The 22,749-nt window shown below is 52.5% G+C and carries 21 protein-coding genes; 10 read left to right on the forward strand and 11 right to left on the reverse strand.

Features of this window, described 5'->3' with window-relative positions; genetic code table 11:
- The first annotated feature begins 268 nt into the window (after positions 1-268).
- Positions 269-3,577, forward strand: a complete 3,309-nt coding sequence (locus tag A3466_RS16280) for an autotransporter outer membrane beta-barrel domain-containing protein (protein ID WP_063451444.1) — start codon at positions 269-271, stop codon at positions 3,575-3,577.
- An 86-nt stretch (positions 3,578-3,663) separates the two neighbouring features.
- Here A3466_RS16280 and A3466_RS16285 read toward each other — a convergent pair whose 3' ends face one another.
- On the reverse strand, positions 3,664-4,425 hold the full coding sequence (locus A3466_RS16285) for an OBAP family protein (protein ID WP_063451445.1): 762 nt from the start codon (positions 4,423-4,425) through the stop codon (positions 3,664-3,666).
- Between the two features lie 371 nt (positions 4,426-4,796).
- Between A3466_RS16285 and A3466_RS22505 the strand changes: the two genes are divergently transcribed.
- Positions 4,797-5,333 carry a GNAT family N-acetyltransferase gene (locus tag A3466_RS22505; protein ID WP_074161058.1) on the forward strand — a complete coding sequence of 179 codons (537 nt, stop codon included), beginning with the start codon at positions 4,797-4,799 and terminating at the stop codon, positions 5,331-5,333.
- Between the two features lie 95 nt (positions 5,334-5,428).
- On the opposite strand, the gene A3466_RS16290 is transcribed toward A3466_RS22505, so the two are convergent.
- Positions 5,429-6,697, reverse strand: coding sequence for a Y-family DNA polymerase (locus A3466_RS16290; RefSeq protein ID WP_063451446.1), 1,269 nt, complete (start codon positions 6,695-6,697; stop codon positions 5,429-5,431).
- 1 nt (position 6,698) lies between these two features.
- Positions 6,699-7,118 (reverse strand): translesion error-prone DNA polymerase V autoproteolytic subunit, encoded by a 420-nt coding sequence (locus A3466_RS16295; RefSeq protein ID WP_063451447.1) that lies wholly within the window; start codon positions 7,116-7,118, stop codon positions 6,699-6,701.
- Between the two features lie 326 nt (positions 7,119-7,444).
- Between A3466_RS16295 and A3466_RS16300 the strand changes: the two genes are divergently transcribed.
- Together A3466_RS16300 and A3466_RS16305 are read left to right on the forward strand one after the other, a co-directional pair.
- Positions 7,445-7,684 (forward strand): DinI family protein, encoded by a 240-nt coding sequence (locus A3466_RS16300; RefSeq protein ID WP_006808847.1) that lies wholly within the window; start codon positions 7,445-7,447, stop codon positions 7,682-7,684.
- Positions 7,685-8,518: 834 nt separating this feature from the next.
- Positions 8,519-9,190 (forward strand): SOS response-associated peptidase, encoded by a 672-nt coding sequence (locus tag A3466_RS16305; RefSeq protein ID WP_063451448.1) that lies wholly within the window; start codon positions 8,519-8,521, stop codon positions 9,188-9,190.
- Positions 9,191-9,388: 198 nt separating this feature from the next.
- Here the strand turns inward: A3466_RS16305 and dcp are convergent, their stop codons facing one another.
- Positions 9,389-11,422, reverse strand: a complete 2,034-nt coding sequence (gene dcp, locus A3466_RS16310) for a peptidyl-dipeptidase Dcp (protein ID WP_063451449.1) — start codon at positions 11,420-11,422, stop codon at positions 9,389-9,391.
- Between the two features lie 143 nt (positions 11,423-11,565).
- On the opposite strand from dcp, the gene ydfG reads away from it, so the two are divergent.
- Both ydfG and A3466_RS16320 read left to right on the forward strand, forming a co-directional pair.
- A complete protein-coding gene (gene ydfG, locus A3466_RS16315; protein ID WP_063451450.1) occupies positions 11,566-12,312 on the forward strand; it encodes a bifunctional NADP-dependent 3-hydroxy acid dehydrogenase/3-hydroxypropionate dehydrogenase YdfG in 747 nt (248 codons plus the stop codon).
- Positions 12,313-12,402: 90 nt separating this feature from the next.
- Complete coding sequence (locus A3466_RS16320; RefSeq protein ID WP_063451451.1) at positions 12,403-13,089, forward strand: GntR family transcriptional regulator; 687 nt, start codon at positions 12,403-12,405, stop codon at positions 13,087-13,089.
- Between the two features lie 36 nt (positions 13,090-13,125).
- Here the strand turns inward: A3466_RS16320 and A3466_RS16325 are convergent, their stop codons facing one another.
- Positions 13,126-13,557 carry a universal stress protein gene (locus A3466_RS16325; protein ID WP_063451452.1) on the reverse strand — a complete coding sequence of 144 codons (432 nt, stop codon included), beginning with the start codon at positions 13,555-13,557 and terminating at the stop codon, positions 13,126-13,128.
- 287 nt (positions 13,558-13,844) lie between these two features.
- Here A3466_RS16325 and ydfZ point away from each other — a divergent pair, with 287 nt between their 5' ends.
- Positions 13,845-14,048 carry a putative selenium delivery protein YdfZ gene (gene ydfZ / locus A3466_RS16330; protein ID WP_063451453.1) on the forward strand — a complete coding sequence of 68 codons (204 nt, stop codon included), beginning with the start codon at positions 13,845-13,847 and terminating at the stop codon, positions 14,046-14,048.
- A 44-nt stretch (positions 14,049-14,092) separates the two neighbouring features.
- On the opposite strand, the gene A3466_RS16335 is transcribed toward ydfZ, so the two are convergent.
- The 5 genes from A3466_RS16335 to A3466_RS16355 all read right to left on the reverse strand — a co-directional run bounded on the left by A3466_RS16335 (position 14,093) and on the right by A3466_RS16355 (position 19,917).
- A complete protein-coding gene (locus tag A3466_RS16335; protein ID WP_063451454.1) occupies positions 14,093-15,556 on the reverse strand; it encodes a mannitol dehydrogenase family protein in 1,464 nt (487 codons plus the stop codon).
- Positions 15,557-15,779: 223 nt separating this feature from the next.
- Positions 15,780-17,159, reverse strand: coding sequence for an MFS transporter (locus A3466_RS16340; protein ID WP_063451455.1), 1,380 nt, complete (start codon positions 17,157-17,159; stop codon positions 15,780-15,782).
- 72 nt (positions 17,160-17,231) lie between these two features.
- Positions 17,232-18,251 (reverse strand): Zn-dependent oxidoreductase, encoded by a 1,020-nt coding sequence (locus A3466_RS16345; RefSeq protein WP_063451456.1) that lies wholly within the window; start codon positions 18,249-18,251, stop codon positions 17,232-17,234.
- A gap of 14 nt (positions 18,252-18,265) precedes the next feature.
- Entirely contained in the window at positions 18,266-19,480 is a 1,215-nt protein-coding gene (gene manD, locus A3466_RS16350) for a D-mannonate dehydratase ManD (protein WP_063451457.1), read from the reverse strand.
- Positions 19,481-19,590: 110 nt separating this feature from the next.
- Positions 19,591-19,917 (reverse strand): YnfA family protein, encoded by a 327-nt coding sequence (locus A3466_RS16355; protein WP_063451458.1) that lies wholly within the window; start codon positions 19,915-19,917, stop codon positions 19,591-19,593.
- A 150-nt stretch (positions 19,918-20,067) separates the two neighbouring features.
- Here A3466_RS16355 and A3466_RS16360 point away from each other — a divergent pair, with 150 nt between their 5' ends.
- The gene (locus A3466_RS16360; protein WP_063451459.1) at positions 20,068-20,406 is read left to right on the forward strand and encodes a DUF1283 family protein; all 339 of its coding nucleotides are present in this window, start codon (positions 20,068-20,070) and stop codon (positions 20,404-20,406) included.
- The gene (gene speG / locus A3466_RS16365; protein ID WP_063451460.1) at positions 20,406-20,966 is read left to right on the forward strand and encodes a spermidine N1-acetyltransferase; all 561 of its coding nucleotides are present in this window, start codon (positions 20,406-20,408) and stop codon (positions 20,964-20,966) included. The genes A3466_RS16360 and speG overlap by 1 nt, the downstream gene beginning before the upstream one ends.
- A gap of 17 nt (positions 20,967-20,983) precedes the next feature.
- Here speG and A3466_RS16370 read toward each other — a convergent pair whose 3' ends face one another.
- Positions 20,984-21,694, reverse strand: a complete 711-nt coding sequence (locus A3466_RS16370) for a YnfC family lipoprotein (protein ID WP_063451540.1) — start codon at positions 21,692-21,694, stop codon at positions 20,984-20,986.
- A gap of 218 nt (positions 21,695-21,912) precedes the next feature.
- Between A3466_RS16370 and A3466_RS16375 the strand changes: the two genes are divergently transcribed.
- Complete coding sequence (locus A3466_RS16375) at positions 21,913-22,668, forward strand: glycosyltransferase family 25 protein (protein ID WP_063451461.1); 756 nt, start codon at positions 21,913-21,915, stop codon at positions 22,666-22,668.
- Positions 22,669-22,749: the final 81 nt, after the last annotated feature.

Here is a 22,749-nt window from a genome sequence, read left to right on the forward strand (position 1 = left end):
GCTTATGTCGATTATGCCACGGCACCAGATCCTATCCGTTAATTCCCCTGCATATGTCGGTACATTCCTATTCATTGAGATCCGGGTTCGCCCGCTCCACCGTTTATAAAATCCTGAAAAACGAGGCTATCACAGGGCAAGGTCACTCGTTATTATAAATTAACAAGCCACATTGATAATTATCATATTCGTTTATGCTTTATTGAGCTCAGATGTGAATTTATGTTGAGGAACGTAAGCAATACTTTTTTAGACAAGGATGATTAATATGAAAAGGGTTTTTATGACGGCTGCATTAACAGGTTTATTTGTCAGTAATAATCCGTATGCAGGCGAAAGCTATCTGGTCTATAACCCACACAATATTGCGGTATTTGAAGTGCGTTTCTTTAATGTTGGCGACGGCCCTTTTATGCCGGACTGGCCGAATGCCTCTGAGTCAACCTGGGATCTTGGCCAGCAGCAAAAAGAAAAAATACTTGATGCCATGCGTTACTGGGCTGAGGTTATTACCCCCAGCCCAGGGCAACTGCCCGCCATTATCAATGTGGGGACATTTAACGATGAGAATGCCGCAGGTTCCAGCGATTCAGTTACCGACGGCATCATGAGTCTGACGCAGTTGCAGGGAGCATTGAACGGCATTGATACCGGAGAGCTGACCTTTGGCTCCCATGCCCAGTTCATCATGGGCAAACTGGATTTTGATAACGTTCCCTATGTGCCTGCGCAGTTGCCACGCACTGGAAAGGCCGATCTGGTCAGCGTCGCTGTTCATGAGCTGGCCCATGGCCTGGGAATATCCAATATGGTTACCGATCTGCAAGGCAGTGGTACATTCACGCCCGCTTTTGATACCGTGCCTTTTGGCTCCTGGACCAGCCATCTGCGTGATGACCGTGGCAATCCTGCCCGACCAGGGCAAGTAATATTGTGTAATGGATGCAATAACACCTGGGATCCACAAGGCTTTGATGTACGGCTCGATAAAGGCTATTTCACCGGCAGGCACGTGGATGAAGTACTTGCAGGCGCCATGCCTGGCGTGCCGGTGAAAATGTTAGCAGACGACGGTTCGGTCGATGATAACTACATGAGCCATATCGAGCTGAAAAACAGCATGATGAGCCATCAGAACTACCGCAATTACACAACGTTTATGGAAGCGGAACTGGCATTGCTGCAAGATATGGGATATCAGATTGACCGTCGTAACTTTTTCGGTTTTTCGCTGTATGGTAACGGGCAAACTCTCATTAACCGCAATGGATATTTTCTGCGTAATCAGCAGGCGGATGGCTATCTGGCTGGGCAATATAATACCGCTAATCTGGGGGTTGGCCTGCATGTGTATGGCAGTTATAACCCTATCTTTCAACAAGCGGACCTGATGACATCAGGGATTGGCGGCGCGGGCATCCGTATAGATGGGCAAAATAACACCCTGAGCATTGAACCCGGAGTACGGGTATATGCCGATGGCGAAAATGGCCGTGGGGTGATGTTTGCCTACGGTAAACAGCACAACCTTATTCAACGTGGCGACGTTCAGGCACTGGGAGCCCATGGCGTCGCTATCAGTTTTGACTTTGGCAATAACCTCCTGGGTAACGACGTGGATTATCGTGGCTCCTGGCTTCATATCGTGGACGGCTATTACGATGCGTTATTACCCGAGTTGCAGGGAGCGCTGGTAGATAATGCCGACATCAGCGGACGGGTTGCCGGTAAAGGCGCGGCGATTTATATTTCACCGAACGCGCTGGTCGGTAATATAAATATATTAACGGGTGCCCGGCTGGAAGGTGATATTTATTCGGACTACGCCCAGCGGGATGACGATGGCCAACAGCGGTTAACACAGCTTACCTTCGGTCGGAAGGCCAATGCGTATGGGCAAGCGACGGAAGCTGCTGATGCTGATTTCAGCTTTACTTACCGCGGAAACATTGAAGGTATCAATAATCTGGCACTGGACGCGCACGGAGGGAAAACCTCGCTTAATGGCGATTTTCAGATTTACAGCATGACTATCGCGCCAGGTGCCAGCCTGTCCGGCAACGCCAGCTACACGCTTAATGAGGAAGGCCGCTTTGTAAATAACGGGATCCTTGCGCCGGGTAATTCCCTTGGGCAAATCACTATATCCGGTGATTATCAACAGGGTGATACCGGACAGTTGTTGTTGGAAGTCGACGGGCACGGCAGGCATGATACTCTGCGAGTGAACGGTCACGCACAATTTGACGGTCAACTGACGTTTGCGCCGCAGCCGGACTGGTACGCCACAAACTGGCGTCTGAATACGCAAGATTTGCTAAAAACAGACTCTTCCGGCGGCAATTTCAGCGCGGTGAACAGCGTGCTCCGCTCACCCACGCTAACGCTGCAAACCACGCCTCAGGGAAAGAATGGCTGGCAGCTCTCAATGCTGCGCGCTTCAAACGCATACAGCCGGTATGCGCAGGACGCTAATGCGCGGCAGGTAGGGCAAGCGCTGGATAAAATTGTGGCAGAAGCTAAGTCGGATATTCAACCGCTGTACCGTACTCTGGATTTCTCCGCCACTGATGGCGGAAGTATCAGCAATGCCTTGCCGCAACTTTCTGCGGGCGCCTACAGCGCCATGTTCGCAAGTTCCCTTCACCGTGAACAACAGATAGCGCGGATCATTGGCGGGCCGAATCCTGTGGCTATGCCGAAACAACTGGCGGAAGGCGAATGGCGCAGCTTTGCTATCCCCTTTGGCGGCGGCTTCTGGCAACAGCGTCAGGGTGACAGTGTAGGGTATGACGCCAGCAGTTATGGCATTGTATTCGGTGCTGAAAAACAAAACGATCAGAATCACAACTGGATTTATGGCTTCCATGGTGCGGTCAGCGGCCAGTCGGTGACGGTGAAATCACCAGAAACCGCAACCGGAAAAACCACTGCGTTCGATCTGGGTATTCATGCTCGTTACGGCGCTGAAAGGTCCGAAGGAATGTATTTATTCGGCACTGGCCGATTGGGTATTGAAGACAGCTGGCTGGACAGAAACATTCATGTAGAAACTTACGGAGCAAGCCACCATGCCACCTGGACCGGATTGTCAGGCTCTGTTTCGGCCGGCGGGGGCTATCGATGGGCGCTGAATAATAATGTGAACGCCGGACCGGTAACTTCATTGAATTACACCACATTACATCGTCCCGGCGTGAAGGAAAGCGGCAATGACGGCAGCCGACTGATGCTGGGTTCGCAGACCTTCGATTCTCTGAGATCAAGTATCGGGGTGAATAATAACTGGAATGTCCCCCTCGCTTCAGGGGCGTCGATTGCAGCTGAGTTGCAGCTTACCTGGGATCATGAACTGCTTGATGGCAACGTAGTGCAACACGCCTCTTTCGCCAACTATCGAAGCTCAGGGTTTAGTACCCGGAATCAGGTGACTGGCCGTGACGCTCTGGGCGTTAAGGCAGGTATGAGCTATAAAATCAACGCTGATGTCGAATTGGGCATCGGGGTTGAAAGCGAAATGTTTCGTTCTGGCTATGACTCGATCGCAGGTAATCTTTCAGCCACCTGGCGTTTCTGATGTCTGAGGACGAGAAAATAACAGGGCTGGTAATTTAACTCACCGTAACCCCGGCGTTGCCGGGGTATACCTAAAGGTTTTTGATATCAGAAATGGCTTGTGTCTCCCTGGCCATGCTCACCTGAGCCTTCAACCCGCTTAAGCTGGATCTCTTCACCACGTTGCCAGGCATCAGCTCCCTTAGCAACGGGGTGCGCCACAATACCCTCACGTTCTTGTTTGATGGCTTGCGTGCTCACGTCAAAGCGTCGATCTCTGTCCGCCAGGAGTTTGGGGTCTAACTGCCCTTCCCCGGTAAAGCCCATCATCAGAGCCGGAATGCCGAGCGGCAGCTTTTTATCGCGGTCGGTGTGCCAGGTATGCCAGGTCTTCCCGTAGGTATTCACAATTTTGCTCATCAATGCTTTGTCAGCCACTGCCGGTAAACCTGGAGCAATCAGACTGCCGGATTTCACTTCATATTGATGGCTGTGCCACAATTTTTTTTCTTCCGACGGCAGTGTGTTAAACAAACGCTCACTAATAATGTACTCAACGCCCATTAAACGGGCATCTTTGGTGTTTCCGTCGTAGATCACCGCCTGCATCACGTCTTCATTCAAGACGGTTACATAATGATGGGCTTCCATCTGGCCATTTTTATCCCCGCTATAAAAATGGAAACCGTCCAGGTAGGCACTCATTGCATCAATGGGCGGACGGGACTGGATAAGCTGCGCACCGGCTTCAAGCGTGCTCGTCCCGACGGAGGTTTTTACACCCGGAACAGGCGTATTTGAAGGGGTATTGTTCGCGCCGCAACCCACTAAAGTCAGGCTCGACAATAATAAAAGCGATAATGGTTTCATTGACCCTCCCTGTAAAAGTCACTTTACTGAAAGTAGTACATTAGCGCAGACACGCCAGGCGAATTTTTATTAAACCATCGGGATAACTGGCGTACTTTATATGACAGAAAATCAGCGAAATAGCCAAACTGATATTCGGTGCACCTGCTATTTGTGATCCAGGTCCTTAGCGCTGGTATACGGCCCCGAAACACCAGACTTTTCAATCTTCCATGCCTGGGACGGTGATGCAACAGCAACGACTTTGAGTTTGACCCGATCACAGTCTCGTAGCCTGGAAATGGACGATGAGATGTTGCGAACCTACTTTTTCCTTACTATAAAAATAGTTAAATAACTAAGCGAATGAGCTCATTATTTAGGAAATTGTTTTGCAACTCCAACCCTCCCGACTACATCTTCGTCCCGTAACGACGTCCGACCTGGATGATCTTTTCAGAATTTATGGCGACCCGGCTACGAATACCTTTAATCCAGCAGGACCATATCCTGACATACAGCATGCGCAAACTGTCTTAGCCCGTTGGATTAACCACTGGGAAACGCACGGCTTTGGAAACTGGGCAATCGCGTTACAGAAAAGTCCTGAAAGAATCATTGGTTTTGGTGGCCTGAGCGTTAGCAGTTATGCGGATATCATCATTAATAATTTAGGCTATCGCTTCGCTACAGAGGCATGGGGAAAAGGTCTGGCAACAGAGTTTTCGAAAAACTCTATCAGATATGGATTTGGTGAGTTAAAGCTGACTGAGATATCTGCCGTAGTAAGAGGTAATCACGTGGCATCGCAGAACGTTCTTCAAAAAGCGGGGTTGCAATACATAAAAGAGATTTATGATGTGAAAGATGCGCCGCCTAGCCTACTTTTTTCTCTCACACGGAGTGAATGGTTAAGGCAATCAATGTGAGCGCATTTACTCTAAATTAGTGATACAAAAGAATCGATGTACGACGACCTGGAAAGTACGAACGTCCGCCATGGGCACAAAACAGCCGTTAACATTCATCGGATCCTCAGTAAATCTGAATAGCGGGTCGTGTACCGCGGCGAAAGCATTTCACGCTTCATCTGCCATTGCTGCTGTATGCCCTGCCCGGCAAAGTAAAGCGTTCCCTTTCCATCTTTCGCGTTCAGGCGATCCAGCACTTCCATCAACTTTTCACTTCCGGCACGCGGCGCGCTGTTGTCAAACAAATTGAGCTGGGCAACCCCCTGGCTGAAGAAGTCTCCGAGCATAATGCCGGCTTTCTGGTAGCGGTGCCCCTCCTTCCAGATTTTGTCGAGGCACTTTACCGCAGCGCTGATAATGTCGCGGGAGTCCTGAGTGGGCGTGAGAAGCGTCATTGAGGCACTGTTGCCGTAATAGGGTTCGTTCAGCGCGAATGGGGAGGTCTTAACGAACGCCGAGATAAAGCGGCAATACTGGTGCTCGCCGCGTAACTTCTCAGCGCCACGGGCCGCATAGCTGCATATAGCCTGACGCACCTGCTCGTATTCTGACACGCGTTCACCGAATGACCGGCTACAGACGATCTCCTGCTTTGCCGGTGCAAACTCTTCCAGGTCGAGGCACGGCTCGCCGCGCAGTTCCCGGACCGTTCGCTCCAGCACCACATTGAAGTGCTTGCGGATAATCCACGTACTCTGCTCTGAGAGATCCAGCGCCGTTTTGATGCCCATCGCGTTGAGCTTCTTGCTGATGCGCCTGCCCACGCCCCACACGTCCTCTACAGGCACGATAGCCAACAGCCGGCGCTGGCGGTCGATATTGGATAAGTCAACTACCCCACCCGTCTGCTGCTGCCATTTCTTCGCCGCGTGATTTGCCAGCTTCGCCAGCGTCTTCGTCTGGGCTATACCCACGCCGATCCTCAGGTGCGTACGCTTTAAAACCGTTTCGCGGATCTCCTTGCCAAAATCAGTCAGGTCCCGGCAGTTTCGAACCCCGGTGAGGTCACAAAAGGCCTCGTCAATGGAATATATTTCGACACGCGGGCTTATTTCCTCCAGCGTGGTCATAACCCGGCTGGACATGTCAGCGTAAAGTTCATAGTTACTGCTGAAGCAAACCACGCCGGCGCGCCGGAACAGGTCTTTCTGCTTAAAGTATGGTGCCCCCATGGTAACGCCAGCGGCTTTGGCCTCTGCGCTGCGCGCTATCACGCAACCGTCGTTATTTGAGAGGACAACCACCGGTCGGCCTCTCAAATCTGGCCTGAATACCGTCTCGCATGATGCATAGAATGAATTCACATCACAGAGCGCAAACATATCAGCTGGCCGATTTAACAATAAAAGTGACCACGCCGAAGACGTCCAGCGTGTCTTCATTGCCAACAATAATCGGCGAATAAGCGCTGTTCATCGGATTGAGTTGAACATGAGGCCGCAGTTGCAGGCGCTTAACGGTGAATTCCCCCTCTACCGCGGCGATGACAATATCTCCGTGTTCGGCCGTTCGGGAACTATCGACCACCAGCAAATCGCCGTCGCTTATTCCCCCTTCAATCATCGAATCACCCGCGGCTTTAACGAAATACGTCGAGCTGGGGTGGGCAACCAGAAGTTCATTAAGATCAATGCGCTGCTCCACATAGTCGGCAGCCGGGCTTGGGAATCCGCACTGAACTAAATCGCTAAAAAGTGGAAGCGCGACAATCTCACGCAGTTCTGTAGGTCTGATAAATTCCATTACGCATACCTCTACTACTGTTTTTATATACAGTAGTTTTGTTTTGAAGCACGCGCAAGCCAGCTGAACCGTAGCGACTGTTTAAACCTTCACCGTTTCGTTTGTAAGTTTCTCTCTGGCTTCAAATTATAGTTTTTGTAAATTTTATGATTAAACGCTTCGACTGCTCGTTTTAAACGCTAAATGAATAGATTGTCATCAACACAGACAAAATGAAGAACGGCATGGCATTTCTTTAGCCAGAATGCCGTTTGACTGTACCCATATACAGTAGTATTTTTACGTGCAGACAGAATCGCACAATTAATATTCATAGGGAAAAAATAATGTTTGTTGAACTGGTTTATGACAAGCGAAACGTACAAGGGCTGGAGGGAGCCAGAGAGATAATTCTGGCTGAACTGACAAAACGTGTGCACCGGATTTTTCCTGATGCCAGCGTGACGGTTAAGCCGATGCAGGCAAACGGCCTGAATAGCGATGCCAGCAAAAGCGATCGGGAAAAGCTGAACCGTATGCTTGAGGAGATGTTTGAAGAGTCGGACATGTGGCTGACGCAAGAGTAACCAGCGTTTAGCGGCAGGGAAACCCGCTATGGCATATGGCCAGGTTTCCCTGTCATCGACGAACAATAAACACAGGGCAGGTGTTTATTAATATCGCTTCATTGTGTTGACGGGTGCCCTTTCTGACCAGTCAGGCCTTTCACCAGACATAATGGCACGCTGTTGTGATGGCGTCACAGACTGGGTTATTTCAGGCATTGATTTATATTCAGGTTGTTCAGGAGAGCTGAGAACCAGATCAGAACTACAACCTGACAGAAGGAAAAAAACGAATACAGATGAATTAAACTTAAACACTTCAACCCCTTCCAATGGGACAACATTTTGCAGACAGAATGCAGTGTCTCCCGGCGACGTTGCCCTATTCAACAAAGACACGCGTATACCCGCAGAGAGCAGTTGCCTGTAACACCCTTTGGCACAAACATTCATTACAAGAATAAAATTATGCCGAAATTATTTCCGTAGTCAATGATTCATGGCAACGGGTTTACGTTGAACGGAAGATAACAAAAAGATTGTCAAATGGCCGACGTATAAATTCAGAGCGTCTTCAATAGCACCTGTGCCATTTATTGCCGAGACTCTCAGTATCGATATAGCTGGTTTATTACTCGCTGGCTCTGCCTGCGCCCAGGGTAATGTGATTTGGTAGGGGTACGCACTGGCGTTATCCATACCTTTTCTTTGCTTGCTAATTAAATGGCAGAGAAAGACAGCTCACCTGAAAAAATTCTGTGGCTGTCCGGTGGGGTTTTAATAAATATATTGTACTACCTGAATTCTTCTTTTATCCATGCCCTATACTTTCAGTCTGACTGACTGGAGATTTCTATGTGTGGACGTTTTGCACAAGCCCAAACTCGTGAAGAATACCTGGCCTACCTTGCCGACGAAGCCGATCGCGACATCGCATATGACCCGGAACCGATTGGGCGTTACAACGTGGCGCCCGGTACCAAAGTGCTGCTGTTAAGCGAACGCGACGAACAACTGCACCTCGATCCGGTACTCTGGGGCTACGCACCTGGATGGTGGGATAAAGCACCACTGATTAACGCACGTGTAGAAACGGCAGCAACCAGCAGAATGTTTAAACCTCTGTGGCAGCATGGCCGGGCGATCTGTTTTGCCGATGGATGGTTCGAATGGAAGAAGGAAGGTGACAAGAAACAACCCTACTTCATTCACCGGGCTGACGAGCAGCCGATATTCATGGCGGCGATCGGCAGCACACCGTTTGAGCGCGGTGACGAAGCAGAGGGCTTTCTCATAGTGACGTCCGCTGCGGATAAAGGACTTGTTGATATACACGATCGGCGGCCGCTGGTTCTGTCGCCGGAAGCTGCAAGGGAATGGATGCGCCAGGACGTAGGCGGGAAAGAAGCTGAGGAGATCATTGTCGACGGATCTGTATCCGCAGACAAGTTTATCTGGCACGCGGTGTCGCGTGCCATTGGTAATCCCAAAAATCAGGGTGCTGAATTGATTGAGAATGTTCAGTGATATCCTGAGAGATATTGCCAGAGTTTTACGCCTCCATCTGGCTGCTTACCCCCACAGGAGTCATGCCGTACACCTTAGTTACACATTTTTGTATGCCGTCTTTAAGATGCTTTACCTTTTTCTTGTCTGCATTATTATTCCGCTCAAAATAATTCACGGTGGATATTTTATTTTGACAATAGCGCAAAGGGGGAGCCCTTAAGCACTCAATCCACGGTTCTCCAGCATCGGTTCAATCTTCGGATCGTGCCCACGCCAGTTCCGGTAAAGTTCAGCTAAATCAGTACTATTTCCGCGCGACAAAATCGCCTCGCGGAATTTCTGTCCATTTTCGCGCGTCAAACCGCCCTGCTCGACAAACCACTGATAGCCATCGTCCGCCAGCATCTGCGTCCACAGGTAGGCGTAATACCCCGCCGCGTAGCCGCCGCCGAAAATATGGGCGAAATAGCTGCTGCGATAGCGCGGCGGTACGGCAGGAATATCCAGCCCCTCTTTTTTCAATGCGGCTGCTTCAAAGGCCTCCACGTCCTCAACCGGCGCCTGAATGCTGTGCCAGTTCATATCCAGCAGCGCGGCGCTCAGCAGCTCCGTCATGTCATACCCCTTGTTAAACTGGGTCGCGTTGAGCATTTTTTCCCGCAGCGCATCCGGCATCGGCTCGCCGGTTTGGTAGTGACGGGCAAAGTGCGCAAACACCTGCGGATAGCTGGCCCAGTGTTCATTGATTTGCGACGGGAATTCAACAAAATCACGCGGCGTGTTGGTGCCTGAAAGCGTGGCATAGCGCTGGCTGGCAAACAGGCCATGCAGCGTGTGGCCAAACTCGTGGAACAGGGTAATCACATCGTCCCAGGAGATCAGCGCGGTCTGCCCGTTAGCCGGTTTTTGATAGTTACAGACGTTGTAAATCACCGGACGCGCGGCAAACTCGTAAGATTGCTCAACGAAATTTCCCATCCACGCGCCGCCAGCTTTGGAATCACGTGCGAAGAAGTCGCCGTAGAACAGCGCCATGCCTTCACCCGTATGATCGAAAATCTCCCACACGCGCACGTCTGGGTGATAAACCGGGATATCGAAACGTTCGACAAAGCGAATGCCGAACAGCTGCGTGGCGGTCCAGAATACGCCATCCTCCAGCACGGTATTAAGCGCGAAATAGGGTTTGATCTGCGATTCGTCCAGCGCATATTTCGCAGAGCGCACGCGTTCGGCATAAAACGCCCAGTCCCAGGCCTGTACCGAAAAACCGCCCTGCTCGTCGTCAATGACCTTCTGAATATCTGCCTGCTCCAGCGCGGCCCTGCTGCGCGCCGCAGGAACTATCCCGCGCATAAATTCGAGCGCGGCATCCGGCGTTTTCGCCATCTGGTCGGCAATGCTCCAGCTGGCATAGTCTTCAAACCCGAGCAGCTGCGCCTGCCTTGCCCGTAACGCGGTAAGGCGACGGATCAGGTCGCGCGTATCGTTTTCGTCGCCTTTTTGAGTGCGCTCCCAGCCCGCATTAAACAGCTTTTCCCGCGTCTCGCGCTGCGTGAGTGCTGCCAGCGCAGGCTGCTGTGTGGTATTCAAAAGCGGGATCAGCCAGCGATCCGTCAACCCTTTTTCTGCGGCAGCATGAGCGGCGGCGTCTCTCTCCTCCACGCTGAGCCCGTCAAGATGTTGAACATCGTCCACCACCAGCCCGCCCGCCTTGTTCGCAGCCAGCAGGCGCTGGTTGAACTGGCTGATCAGGGTGGCGGCTTCGGTATTCAGGGCTTTCAGCTCGGCTTTTTCATCGGCGTTCAGGCGCGCACCCGCCAGAACAAAGTGCTGATACGTCTCCTCTGTCAGCCGACGGGATTCGGCATCCAGCGTGTCGCGAGCCTGCCAGACGGCTTCCACGCGGGCGAAAAGCGTATCGTTTAGCCAGATATCGTTCGCCAGCCCGGCCAGTTCGGTGGAGAACTGCTCGTCCAGCGCCTGGAGATCATCGTTGGTGTGTGCGGACGTCATGGCGAAGAACACGCTGCTGACGCGCGACAGCATGGCCCCGCTCTTTTCCAGCGCCAGCACGGTGTTATCGAAGTCCGGCGCAGCGCGCTGCGCGATAATCGCGTCAATGTCAGCACGCTTGAGACGCATTGCTTCATCAAACGCCGGGCGATAGTGGCTGTCTTCTATCACATCAAAACGCGGGGCCTGATAAGGCAGCAGGCTAACGTCAAAGAAAGGGTTATTGACCGACATCGTTTACTCCTGAGCACGGTATTTCTCACCAGAGTAGGCCAGCCTGCCCCGGCCTGCAATGCCGTCATACAAATGTTGCCTTAACGACCCGCCCGAGAGCGTGCTATGGTAATACAACACAAAAAGCGTTGAGGAACAGTGAGATGATTATTTTAGTTACCGGGGCGACGGCAGGTTTTGGTGAAAGCATCACGCGTCGCTTCGTCGCCAACGGACACAAGGTGATTGCAACGGGTCGACGTCAGGAGCGTTTGCAGGAGCTAAAAGACGATCTGGGCGACAGCATCCTGACCGCGCAGCTGGACGTGCGCAACCGTGCCGCCATTGAAGAGATGATTACAAACCTGCCTGCCGAATGGCGTGAAATCGACGTGCTGGTCAATAACGCCGGCCTGGCGCTGGGCATGGAGCCAGCCCACAAAGCCAGCGTGGAAGACTGGGAAAACATGATCGACACCAACAACAAAGGTCTGGTGTACATGACCCGCGCCGTGCTGCCGGGCATGGTTGAACGTAATCGTGGTCATATCATTAATATCGGTTCCACCGCAGGCAGCTGGCCTTACGCGGGCGGCAACGTCTATGGCGCAACCAAGGCCTTTGTACGCCAGTTCAGCCTGAACCTGCGCACCGACCTGCACGGTACCGCGATCCGCGTGACCGACGTTGAGCCGGGCCTGGTAGGCGGAACGGAATTCTCCAACGTGCGCTTCAAGGGTGACGACGCGAAAGCGGATAAAACCTATGAAAATGCAAATGCGCTGACGCCGGAAGATATCACCGAAACCGTCTGGTGGGTCGCGACGCTGCCGAAGCATGTCAACATCAATACTGTTGAGATGATGCCCGTCAGCCAGACCTATGCCGGACTCAGCGTGCATCGCGGATAATTCACCCTTCCCGGCCTGCGGGCCGGGTATGTGATGACGGGTAAAAGAATGGTAGTATGTTCAGGTTAACTCTCTGAGAAATCACAACCCATGGCCGCTGAATCGCAACTTAATCCTACCCAGCCCGTTAATCAGCAAATTTATCGCATCTTACGCCGTGATATCGTTCGCTGCCTGATCCCGCCGGGAACGCCGCTCTCAGAAAAAGAGGTTTCGGTACGTTTTGACGTTTCCCGTCAGCCCGTGCGCGAGGCGTTTATTAAGCTTGCAGAAAACGGCCTTATTCAGATCCGCCCTCAGCGCGGCAGCTACGTGAATAAAATTTCGCTTTCGCAGGTGCGTAACGGTTGTTTTGTACGCCAGGCCATCGAATGTGCCGTTGTGCGTCGCGCCGCGTCGCTCATCAACGACAACCAGTGTTACCTGCTGGAGCAAAACCTGCATCAGCAACGCATTGCCATCGACCGCAAACAGTTAAACGACTTTTTCCAGCTGGACGATGAGTTTCACCAGAAACTGGCGCAGATCGCCGAGTGCCAGCTCGCGTGGGATACCGTCGAAAACATCAAGGCCACCATCGACCGCGTGCGCTACATGAGCCTCGACCATGTTTCTCCGCCAGAAATGCTGCTGCGCCAGCATCACGATATTTTCAGCGCGCTGGAAAAACGCGACGCGGAAGCCGTAGACAAAGCGATGACGCTTCACCTCCAGGAAATTAGCGAGTCAGTTCAGTTAATTCGTCAGGAAAACCGCGAGTGGTTCAGCGAAGAATAAAACCTCGCCGCCCCCTTTTCGGTTGCGGCGAAGCGATTAGCGAACCACTAATACCGGAATAGTGGCGTAGCGCAGGATAGTTTCAGCATTCGAACCCAGCAGATGCGTCGTGATACTCGGATTTTTCGATCCGATAACGATGACATCATATTTCCCCTCTTTGCTGAGCTTGATGATTTCATCCCGTACGTTGCCGAAGCGTACTTCACAGTCAATATTGTCCGGAGACATATCAAAGAGCCGTTTCAGCGCTTTCATCTTCTTATCAGACTCGGCGGTCATATACTCTTCGAATTTCTTTATATCAGCATTGAACCCCCGCAGTAACGAACGGCTGCTGTTAGGGAGAATGTTGACCAGGGTGATGGTCGCGCCTTCCGCCTTCGCGAGATTAGCCGCGTGGCGGACCGCTTTGTCGCTCAAGTCCATTTCAAACACATCAACAGGCATCAAAATTTTCTTATACATAAGCCTGACTCCTTTTCCAGTGAAGGGTTATTTTCTGCTTCCAGAATGGCATTGCGCAGATAAACAAAACCTAAACACTTGCATCCTGAAATTATCAATTAAGGAAAATAACTGTCCGCTTTGTAAAGCGATGTCCTGAACCGTCAACAACATCATGAAATAAGAAAAAAGTGTGAGCTTGATCAAAAGCAAATAATTTCGTTTAAGAGAGGCGTATTAATAGTGCCCCGTGAACGGCAGTCGTTGAATTATCGCCGTAACGGATAAGTGAGAGAGGAGAAAATACCATGATGACATACGACCGTAACCGAAATGCAATCACCACCGGCAGCCGCGTCATGATTAGCGGCACAGGCCAGTTCGGCGTGATTAAAGCGATCCACAGCGACGGTCTTAATGCCGAGCAGGTGCGTCGTAACAAAACGGTTGAAGTGGACGGATGCGAAGGTAAGTTCGAACCGATTGAGCTGATTCGCCTGGGGATGCACTAAGCCGTGCCCCGACATGCCGCCGCAAACGGCGGCATGTCATAGCGTTAAAGCTGAGCGGCGTACTCCGCAACCGTGGCCTTCGCGCCTTTTTGCAGCAACGTCTGATAGGCCTGCATGACCGCCGCCACAAACACCGCGTCCTTCGGCAACTCGTTACCGAAAATAGACTCAATGCCCAACAGCGCATTAACGCGGCTTGCCCCTTCAGCGCTACCGTTTACCGCCGCCTGAATCACCGCCAGCTGCGGATCGCTCACCTCAATCGCGTTACCCTGCTCATCCACACCGCCGACATAACGCATCCAGCCCGCCACGCCCAGGGCCAGCAGCGGGAAAGGCTTCTGGTGGACAAGGTGCCAGCGCACGGAATCGAGCATGCGCTGCGGCAATTTCTGGCTGCCGTCCATGGCGATTTGCCAGGTGCGGTGGCGCAGTGCCGGATTGCTGTAGCGCGCGATCAGCTGGTCGGCATAACGACCTAAATCCACGCCTTTCACTTTCAGCGTCGGCGCCTGCTCTTTCAGCATCAGCGCATGCGCGGCGATACGGTAATGTTCATCTTCCATGCAGTCATTAATATGCTGATAACCGGCCAGGTAGCCAAGATAAGCCAGGAACGAGTGGCTGCCGTTAAGCATTCTCAGCTTCATCTCTTCAAACGGAATGACATCAGAAACCAGCTCCGCACCGGCCTTTTCCCACTCAGGACGGCCTGCAACGAAATTGTCTTCAATCACCCACTGGCGGAACGGCTCGCAGGCCACGCCTGCCGGATCGCGTACGCCGGTCAGCTGCTCGATTTTATCCAGCGTGTCGGCCGTGACGGCGGGCACAATACGATCCACCATGGTTGACGGGAAGGTGACGTTCGCGTCGATCCAGTCTGCCAGTTCGCCATCAACAGCGCGCGCGTAGGCACAGGTCACATTGCGCATCACGTGGCCGTTCTCCGGCATGTTATCGCAGGACATCACGCTGAATGCCGGTAGCCCCGCGGCCTTGCGACGCGCCAGCGCTTCCACCACCACACCCGGTGCAGATTTTGGCTGATGCGGGTTTTGCAGGTCTGCAACGATTAACGGATGATCGAGCATCAGTTGTCCGGTTGCCGGGGAGTGGCAATACCCTTTCTCGGTGATAGTGAGCGACACAATGGCGACCTGCGGCTCGCACAGGGCCGCCAGCACGGTTTCCAGCCCGTCCACCTGCGCATGGAGCGCGGTTTTAACAACGCCGACCACGCGTGCCGTCCAGGCATCGGCTGACATTTCTGCCACGGTATAAAGGTTATCCTGTGCCTTCAGATCGGCGATCTGCTGTTCGCCGCCAATCAGGTTAACTTCGCAGTAACCCCAGTCGCTGCCTTGTTCTGCGGCGAGTATGTCGGTGTACACCGCCTGGTGCGCGCGGTGAAACGCGCCAAACCCTAAATGAACAATGCGTGCCTTGAGGCTGCCGCGATCGTACTGCGGACGCGTTGCCTTCGCCTGTAATAAACGGTTTTCCATGATTGAGACTCGTTAATTAATGAAAGCTGTGATCCGCTGCCGCTTGCTTAACAAAGCGGCAGCGCCTGCTGACTACACCAACTAGAATGGCAGTCGGAGTCAAAAAGTGCTGCCATTAACCATACTGATACGTCATTTTCAGATCTTGATTTACATTAACTTTTCGCCATGTGGTGTGACATCAGAGAAAAGTTGTGTGACAGGTAGCGCAAGATGTAAACCATTAGCGACGGGAAGAGAGCGCGCCATAGGCTACCGATCCCTTATGTGACACTTCTGCCGCATCTTCGGCTTCACTCAGATCGCGATCGCGCACTTCCGGCATCAGCAAAGCGGAGAGCAGCCCAATCAGCGAGTACGCCACCAGCATCGCCACAATCGGCCACCAGGACCCGGTCATGTTGCAGAAGATCCCGGCCAGCACCGGACCAAAGCCTACGGCCACCAGCCCTCCCGCCTCTTTCGAGATTGCCATGCGGGTAAAGCGGTTCCGCGAACCAAACATCTCTGCCATGGTGATGTTTTCCAGCGCAAACAGCCCGAGCACCGCGAAGTTATGAATAACGATGATAGAGAGCATGATCACGCCCGGCGCGTAACTTTTATCGACGATGATCGACAGCATCGGGTAAGCCAGTATGATGGCTGAAATATTAAGGAGGATATACGGCAGACGGCGCCCCACTTTATCGGACAGCCAGCCCAGCAGCGGGATGGTGAGGAAGCCGAGAATCGAACTGATCATCAGCGCATCGGTTGGGATCGCCTTATCAAACAACAGCGTCTGCACCAGATACCCGGCAAGAAACGTCTGAATCAGACCTGAGTTCCCGGCCTGACCAAAGCGCAGGCCCGTTGCCAGCCAGAACGATTTGCTCTTAAACATCGCGCCTAATGAGGTATCCTGTGCCGCCGCCGGCGCAACGGTTTCGGCGTCGTTAACCTTCTCAAACACCGGACTCTCTTTAAGGTTCATACGCAGCCAGATGGCGAAGATCATCACCACGACGCTGGCAAGGAACGGCACGCGCCAGCCCCAGGCAATAAGCTCTTCACGATCGAGGACAAAGAACATGACGGCCCAGATCGCCGTAGCGCTCAACGTTCCGCAGTTGGTTCCCATGGCTACCAGCGAGGAGATGATGCCGCGTTTCCCCTTCGGCGCGTACTCCGCCAGCATGGTCCCTGCGCCGGAGATTTCCGCCCCCGCGCCCAGCCCCTGAATAATACGGAGCGTCACCAGCAGCACCGGTGCGAAAATCCCGATCTGCGCGTAGGTTGGCAATACGCCAATTAAAGTGGTGCAGATCCCCATCATGGTGATGGTGATAAACAGCACCTTTTTACGGCCAATTCTGTCCCCCATCCTGCCGAAGATAAATGCCCCGACGATACGCGCGATGTAGCCAGCGCCGTAGGTTCCCATCGCCAGGATCAGCGCCATGGCCGCAGACTGTTCAGGGAAGAAGATTTCATGGAACACCAGCGCGGCGCCAAGGGAGTAGAGCTGGAAATCCATAAACTCCAGGGCGGTGCCCAGCCAGCCAGATACGGCGGCCTTCACCAGGTCTGACGTACTTCTTTGAGGTTGTGCTTGAGTCATAATGGCTATCTCTGAAAGGTAAGATGCGTACCACTTAGAGCCTGTCTTCGCAGGCTCTTAACCGCGTGATTTTTATTGGTCGAACGTGAGCAAGACTTTGCAGCACTGCCGCTGATCTTTTTCAAACAGTTCGATGGCGTCTGTAACGTGGTGATAGTCAAATGTGTGGGTGACCAGTTTTTCAGGGTCGATCAGCCCTTTTTCCAGCCAGTCGATAACGACCGGGAATTTGTTGGCATTGAGGCGCGAAGAGAAAATTGACAGCTCTTTGCCGGTGATCCCCTGCTGCACGATCTGGCTCGGATCGCTGGAGAAGCCCATCAGCACGATGCGTGCCGCCGGGGAAGCCAGCGTAATCGCTTCCTGCAAAATAGAGGGATGACAGGCAGCATCGATGATTAACGTCGGCTTGATCCCTTTTTCGTCCAGCGCGGCCTGTAGCGATTGCTCCCCGTTGTTGAAGACCCAGTCTGCACCGCTGCGCTGCGCCATCGCCAGCCGCTCATCAATACGATCGACCACGATGACCTGCTTCACCTTGTAAACGCCCTTCAGCGCCTGCACGGTAACCAGCCCCATCGGACCTGCGCCATAGATCAGCGCCACGTCCTGTTCGGTGGGTTTCGCCTGCCCCGTGACGTTGGCGGCAATAGTGAAGGGTTCAACCATCACCGCGTGTTTGTCTGGGATCGCAGCCGGAATGTGCCAGGCGTTTTTTGCCGGCACGACGGCGTATTCGCTGAAGCCACCGTCGCGATGGACGCCCAGCACCACCAGCGAGGTGCACACGTTCGGTTTTCCGACGGAACACGGGTAGCAGTGCCCGCAGTTGATCACCGGATCAACCGAGACGCGCTGGCCCAGCCGGGAGCTTTCCACGCCTTCGCCAATCGCGTCTATCTCGCCAAAGAATTCGTGACCAATGACGCGCGGATATTTCGCAAACGGGTTATGCCCGCGATAGATATGGCTGTCTGAACCACAGATCCCGGCCAGCCTGATTTTGACGCGGACCTCCCCTGCGCCCGGCAACGGGAGGGGACGCTCTTCAATCACCAGCGTATTTGGCTGTGGGATCACTACGCTTTTCATTATTCGCTCCTCGTTTACCAGTTCCAGAGGGTGCCGTCTTCCAGACGGGCCACCGGCAGATAGGCCGGATCGTACGGGTATTTCGCCGCCAGCTTCTCGTCAAACTCAATCCCCAGCCCTGGCTTGTCGCCCGGGTGCATATAGCCGTTATCAAAGCGCCAGCTGTGCGGGAACACTTCCAGCATCTGCTCTGAGTACCCCATATACTCCTGCACGCCGAAATTCGGCACCCACAGGTCAAAATGCAGTGCCGCGGCGTGGCAAATCGGCGACAGATCCGACGGGCCGTGTGAACCGGTACGCACCTGATAGAGTGAGGCAAAATCCGCAATACGACGCATCCCGGTGATGCCGCCCGCGTGGGTTATGGTAGTGCGGATATAGTCAATGAGCTGCTCTTCAATCAACTGCTTGCAGTCCCAAATGCTGTTAAACACCTCACCCACGGCAATCGGCGTGACGGTGTGCTGGCGGATCAGGCGGAAACATTCCTGGTTTTCAGCGGGAGTCGGATCTTCCATCCAGAACATGCGGAACGCTTCAATGCTCTTGCCGAACCGCGCCGCTTCGATTGGCGTCAGACGGTGGTGCATGTCGTGGAGGAGATGTTCGTTGAAGCCAAACTGACTACGCACGGCATCAAACAGTTTTGGCGTGAAATCGAGGTATTTCTCGGTGGACCACAGCTGCTCGTCTGGCCAGTCACCTTTGGTTGCAGGCTCATACGCCAGCCCTTTTCCTTTAGACATACCATAGGTGGTTTTCATCCCCGGCACGCCGCACTGCACGCGGATGGCCTTAAAACCCATCTCTTTGTGGCGGGCGTAGTCTTCCAGCACGTCATCAATGGTGTGCCCGGTGGTGTGACAATAGACCATCACCCCTTCGCGCGATGCACCGCCCAACAGCTGGTAGAGCGGCATGTTGGCGGCTTTCGCTTTGATGTCCCACAGCGCCATATCCACGGCGGAAATCGCGGACATCGTGACCGGACCACGGCGCCAGTAGGCCCCTTTATAAAAGAATTGCCAGATATCTTCGATGCGGTGCGCATCGCGGCCAATCAGCTGTGGGCAAAGGTGATCCTTCAGGTAGGAGGCAACGGAAAGTTCACGTCCGTTCAGCGTGGCATCACCCAGGCCGACAATGCCCTCATCGGTCGTGATTTTAAGGGTGACAAAGTTACGCCCCGGGCAGGTGACAAATACTTCAGCCCCGACAATCTTCATAATCCATTTCCTTACATCTTCGTTGTGATGCAGGAAATTTACGCAACTACACTACTACCATACAAGTATAATGATCGTAAAATCAGCGGACGATCACATTATAAGGACGCTTATGCGCGTCCCCAGCCAGCCACGATGATCAACATGCCGCACAGGGCAACCACTGCGCCAGCCCAGTCGTACAGGCTTAGCCTGACGCCATCGACAATGCGCAGCCACAGCAGCGCGGTACAGACGTACACCCCGCCGTAGGCGGCATAAACTCGTCCGCTGGCGGCCGGATGCAGGGTAAGCAGCCAGACAAAAAGGGCCAGCGCCACCCCGGCAGGGATCAGCAGCAGCGCGGAAGCGCCCCGCTTTAGCCAGAGCCACGGTAAAAAACATCCGATGATTTCACACAGCGCGGTCGCGAAAAAAAGCAGCGTCGTTTTGAACATTTTTCTCGTTTCGTGAGGATTGATTTAGACATCATACGCGATAATGCTCTCATCGTTCCCATACCTGCGGCGCGGGTATGACACCCTTTCGGATTGGTGTAGAATCCAACGGGGTAATCCGATTTTCTGCACCCGTTTAAAGGAAACGCTATGACTACATTAAGCAAACGCCTTTGTCTGACAGCCGCACTGGCGCTGTCCTCGTTCGCCTTTGCCGCAACGGCATCAGCCGAAACCAGCAAGCTCATCATTGAGTCTGGTGACAGCGCGCAAAGCCGTCAGAACGCCGCCATGGACAAAGAACAATGGAATGACACCCGCAGCCTGCGCCAGAAAGTGAATAAACGCGCTGAAAAAGAGTGGGATAAAGAGGATGTGGCGTTTGACGCGCGCGATAAGTGCCAGCAAAGTGCCAACGTCAACGCTTACTGGGAGCCTAACACCCTGCGCTGCCTGGATCGTCGTACTGGCCGCACGGTAGCACCGTAATGTCGAGGCTGTGTGACGTGAAGCTCCGTCCGCTGGAGCGCGAAGATTTACGCTTTGTTCACCAGCTCGACAACAATGCCAGCGTAATGCGCTACTGGTTTGAAGAGCCTTACGAGGCCTTTGTTGAGCTGTCCGATCTTTATGACAAGCATATCCACGACCAGAGTGAACGCCGGTTTGTGGTTGAGTGTGAAGGTGAGAAAGCCGGGCTGGTTGAACTGGTTGAGATCAACCACGTCCACCGTCGGGCGGAGTTTCAGATCATTATTTCACCGGAACACCAGGGGAAAGGTCTTGCTTCGCGGGCGGCAAAGCTGGCGATGGATTACGGATTTAACGTCCTGAATCTCTACAAGCTTTACCTGATCGTCGATAAAGAGAACGAAAAAGCGATCCATATCTACCGTAAGCTGGGCTTTATGGTGGAAGGTGAGCTGATCCATGAGTTCTTTATTAACGGCGAATACCGTAACACCATCCGCATGTGCATTTTCCAGCATCAGCATCTGGCCGGACATAAGTCCTCCTCTGCCAGCCTGCTTAAACCCACCGCGCAGTAACCTGCGCGGTTTTATTCTCAATAATATGCAATGCTGTTTTTGATGGTGTACTTGCGCTCAACGGCAGGTTTGACGCTGTCGTCGACGATCGCCAGTTCACAACTCACCGGGTTGTTGTGGCGATCGTACTCGCAACTCTGCTTAACATTGCCCATCGGTTTATCGTTCAACAGGCTTACCGCCGTATAATCCATACGCTTGCGCAGATCTTTCGACGGCGTTGCCTGGACCGATAAACGCTGGTCGCCGGACACCGTGGTTTTACCCAGCGGGTAGCCGTCGGCGTCATACTGGTACTTTACTTCCATCTCTTTGCTGTGCGCGGCAACCACAAACCCATTATCGTCGGTATCCCACGTCACCCCGGCCGATGGCAGTTCCGCCAGCTGACATTTCCCCTGCAACTTCACCTTCTGCTGCTGGGTTTCAGCATCGACGTAGTAGTTCGCATCCAGCACCAGCGCAACGCCCGTGTTAGCCTCCAGATCGTGCAGTTCAAGCGTATCGAAACACCCTTCCGTCGACATCGTGCCGGTCACGCGTTTGGAGACTTCACCCTTGTCGTTGAACAGCGTCTGGGTAAAATCTTTCACCGGGCCGCGAAGAGGATCAAAGTCAAACTCGTTTGAAAAACTCGCCATCTCCGGCGTAAATGACAGCGGCGCGGTGTTGTTGTCGCATCCCACCAGTACCGTTGCCAGTAGCGTTATCGCTGCATATTTCTTCACATCATTTACCAAAAGAATGAAAGGATTGTTGCACTTATAGTAGCAAAGAGCGTGGTAAGGATGGATAGCAATTTCAATTGTGCTATCCACACAATCCTTCCAGCAAAAACAATTTTTTAGCATCCCTCATATGTACTGAGCTATGTTGAATCGGTTCGAATACTGGTAAAATGCATGAATTTGGCCCAGCCATTCAGTCCTTAAGGGATGTTCAGAGTATGCGAACTTTTATAATCAATCTTAAACACTCGCTCGAACGCCGTGAAAAAATGGAATCTCAACTGTTAAAGTTGAACATCGCGCACGAATTTATTGAAGCTGTTGATGGGCGGAAAATGACTGAAGTTGAACGCAATAATGTCACACGCGAGTTAAATTATGCCTTTCTACCGGGTGAAGTAGGTTGCGCATTAAGCCATCAAAAAATATACAAAAAAATAATAAATGAAAATATCGAAGCAGCACTCATTCTCGAGGATGATGTCATACTAAACAGCGATCTGCATGATATCTTGAATAGCGTGACGCTTAGCAAGACCAAACCTGAGATTCTTCTTTTGAGCCGGGTCAATAAATATTACAAAAAGCCGCTCAAACCCATTTGCGGCTCTTATAATATACATAAAACTCAGCAAGCCACGACTGCTCACGCTTATATTATTAATCAAAAAGCTGCCGGTAATCTCCTTCAACACCTTTACCCTGTATGGATGGTTTCCGACAAATGGAGCTTATTCGAAGATTTATCCTTGGCTAAAATTTACTCAACAGTACCCTTCCCAGTACGCCTTTCTGAAGAAGCGAACGCTTCAACCATTAATGTATCAAAGGGCGAAGCCACCTTAGATGCTAAAAAGAAAGAAATTTGGGAGTTATTGATGCGAGAAAGACCTTTGGCTGCAAAGCTTCGCCACCGTTATCGACGCGCAATTACTCCACTGTTCAATCCAATAATCAATCAAGGCAAAGGGTAAGCTGACTATTCTTTTCAATGGCTGGGCGTTTCAACACTTCCAGGACAATTCAGAAAGAGGCACACTAAAACAAAAGCTTAT

This window comes from Enterobacter genomosp. S, assembly GCF_001631805.1.
Classification (GTDB): Bacteria; Pseudomonadota; Gammaproteobacteria; order Enterobacterales; family Enterobacteriaceae; genus Enterobacter; species Enterobacter quasihormaechei.

What these genes read in the sequence shown, in the direction of transcription:
- A3466_RS16280 (WP_063451444.1), top strand. Translation starts at nt 269, where the DNA reads ATGAAAAGGGTTTTTATGACGGCTGCATTAACAGGTTTATTTGTCAGT.
- A3466_RS16285 (WP_063451445.1), bottom strand. Translation starts at nt 4,425, where the DNA reads ATGAAACCATTATCGCTTTTATTATTGTCGAGCCTGACTTTAGTGGGT.
- A3466_RS16290 (WP_063451446.1), bottom strand. Translation starts at nt 6,697, where the DNA reads ATGTTTGCGCTCTGTGATGTGAATTCATTCTATGCATCATGCGAGACG.
- A3466_RS16295 (WP_063451447.1), bottom strand. Translation starts at nt 7,118, where the DNA reads ATGGAATTTATCAGACCTACAGAACTGCGTGAGATTGTCGCGCTTCCA.
- A3466_RS16300 (WP_006808847.1), top strand. Translation starts at nt 7,445, where the DNA reads ATGTTTGTTGAACTGGTTTATGACAAGCGAAACGTACAAGGGCTGGAG.
- A3466_RS16305 (WP_063451448.1), top strand. Translation starts at nt 8,519, where the DNA reads ATGTGTGGACGTTTTGCACAAGCCCAAACTCGTGAAGAATACCTGGCC.
- dcp (WP_063451449.1), bottom strand. Translation starts at nt 11,422, where the DNA reads ATGTCGGTCAATAACCCTTTCTTTGACGTTAGCCTGCTGCCTTATCAG.
- ydfG (WP_063451450.1), top strand. Translation starts at nt 11,566, where the DNA reads ATGATTATTTTAGTTACCGGGGCGACGGCAGGTTTTGGTGAAAGCATC.
- A3466_RS16320 (WP_063451451.1), top strand. Translation starts at nt 12,403, where the DNA reads ATGGCCGCTGAATCGCAACTTAATCCTACCCAGCCCGTTAATCAGCAA.
- A3466_RS16325 (WP_063451452.1), bottom strand. Translation starts at nt 13,557, where the DNA reads ATGTATAAGAAAATTTTGATGCCTGTTGATGTGTTTGAAATGGACTTG.
- ydfZ (WP_063451453.1), top strand. Translation starts at nt 13,845, where the DNA reads ATGATGACATACGACCGTAACCGAAATGCAATCACCACCGGCAGCCGC.
- A3466_RS16335 (WP_063451454.1), bottom strand. Translation starts at nt 15,556, where the DNA reads ATGGAAAACCGTTTATTACAGGCGAAGGCAACGCGTCCGCAGTACGAT.
- A3466_RS16340 (WP_063451455.1), bottom strand. Translation starts at nt 17,159, where the DNA reads ATGACTCAAGCACAACCTCAAAGAAGTACGTCAGACCTGGTGAAGGCC.
- A3466_RS16345 (WP_063451456.1), bottom strand. Translation starts at nt 18,251, where the DNA reads ATGAAAAGCGTAGTGATCCCACAGCCAAATACGCTGGTGATTGAAGAG.
- manD (WP_063451457.1), bottom strand. Translation starts at nt 19,480, where the DNA reads ATGAAGATTGTCGGGGCTGAAGTATTTGTCACCTGCCCGGGGCGTAAC.
- A3466_RS16355 (WP_063451458.1), bottom strand. Translation starts at nt 19,917, where the DNA reads ATGTTCAAAACGACGCTGCTTTTTTTCGCGACCGCGCTGTGTGAAATC.
- A3466_RS16360 (WP_063451459.1), top strand. Translation starts at nt 20,068, where the DNA reads ATGACTACATTAAGCAAACGCCTTTGTCTGACAGCCGCACTGGCGCTG.
- speG (WP_063451460.1), top strand. Translation starts at nt 20,406, where the DNA reads ATGTCGAGGCTGTGTGACGTGAAGCTCCGTCCGCTGGAGCGCGAAGAT.
- A3466_RS16375 (WP_063451461.1), top strand. Translation starts at nt 21,913, where the DNA reads ATGCGAACTTTTATAATCAATCTTAAACACTCGCTCGAACGCCGTGAA.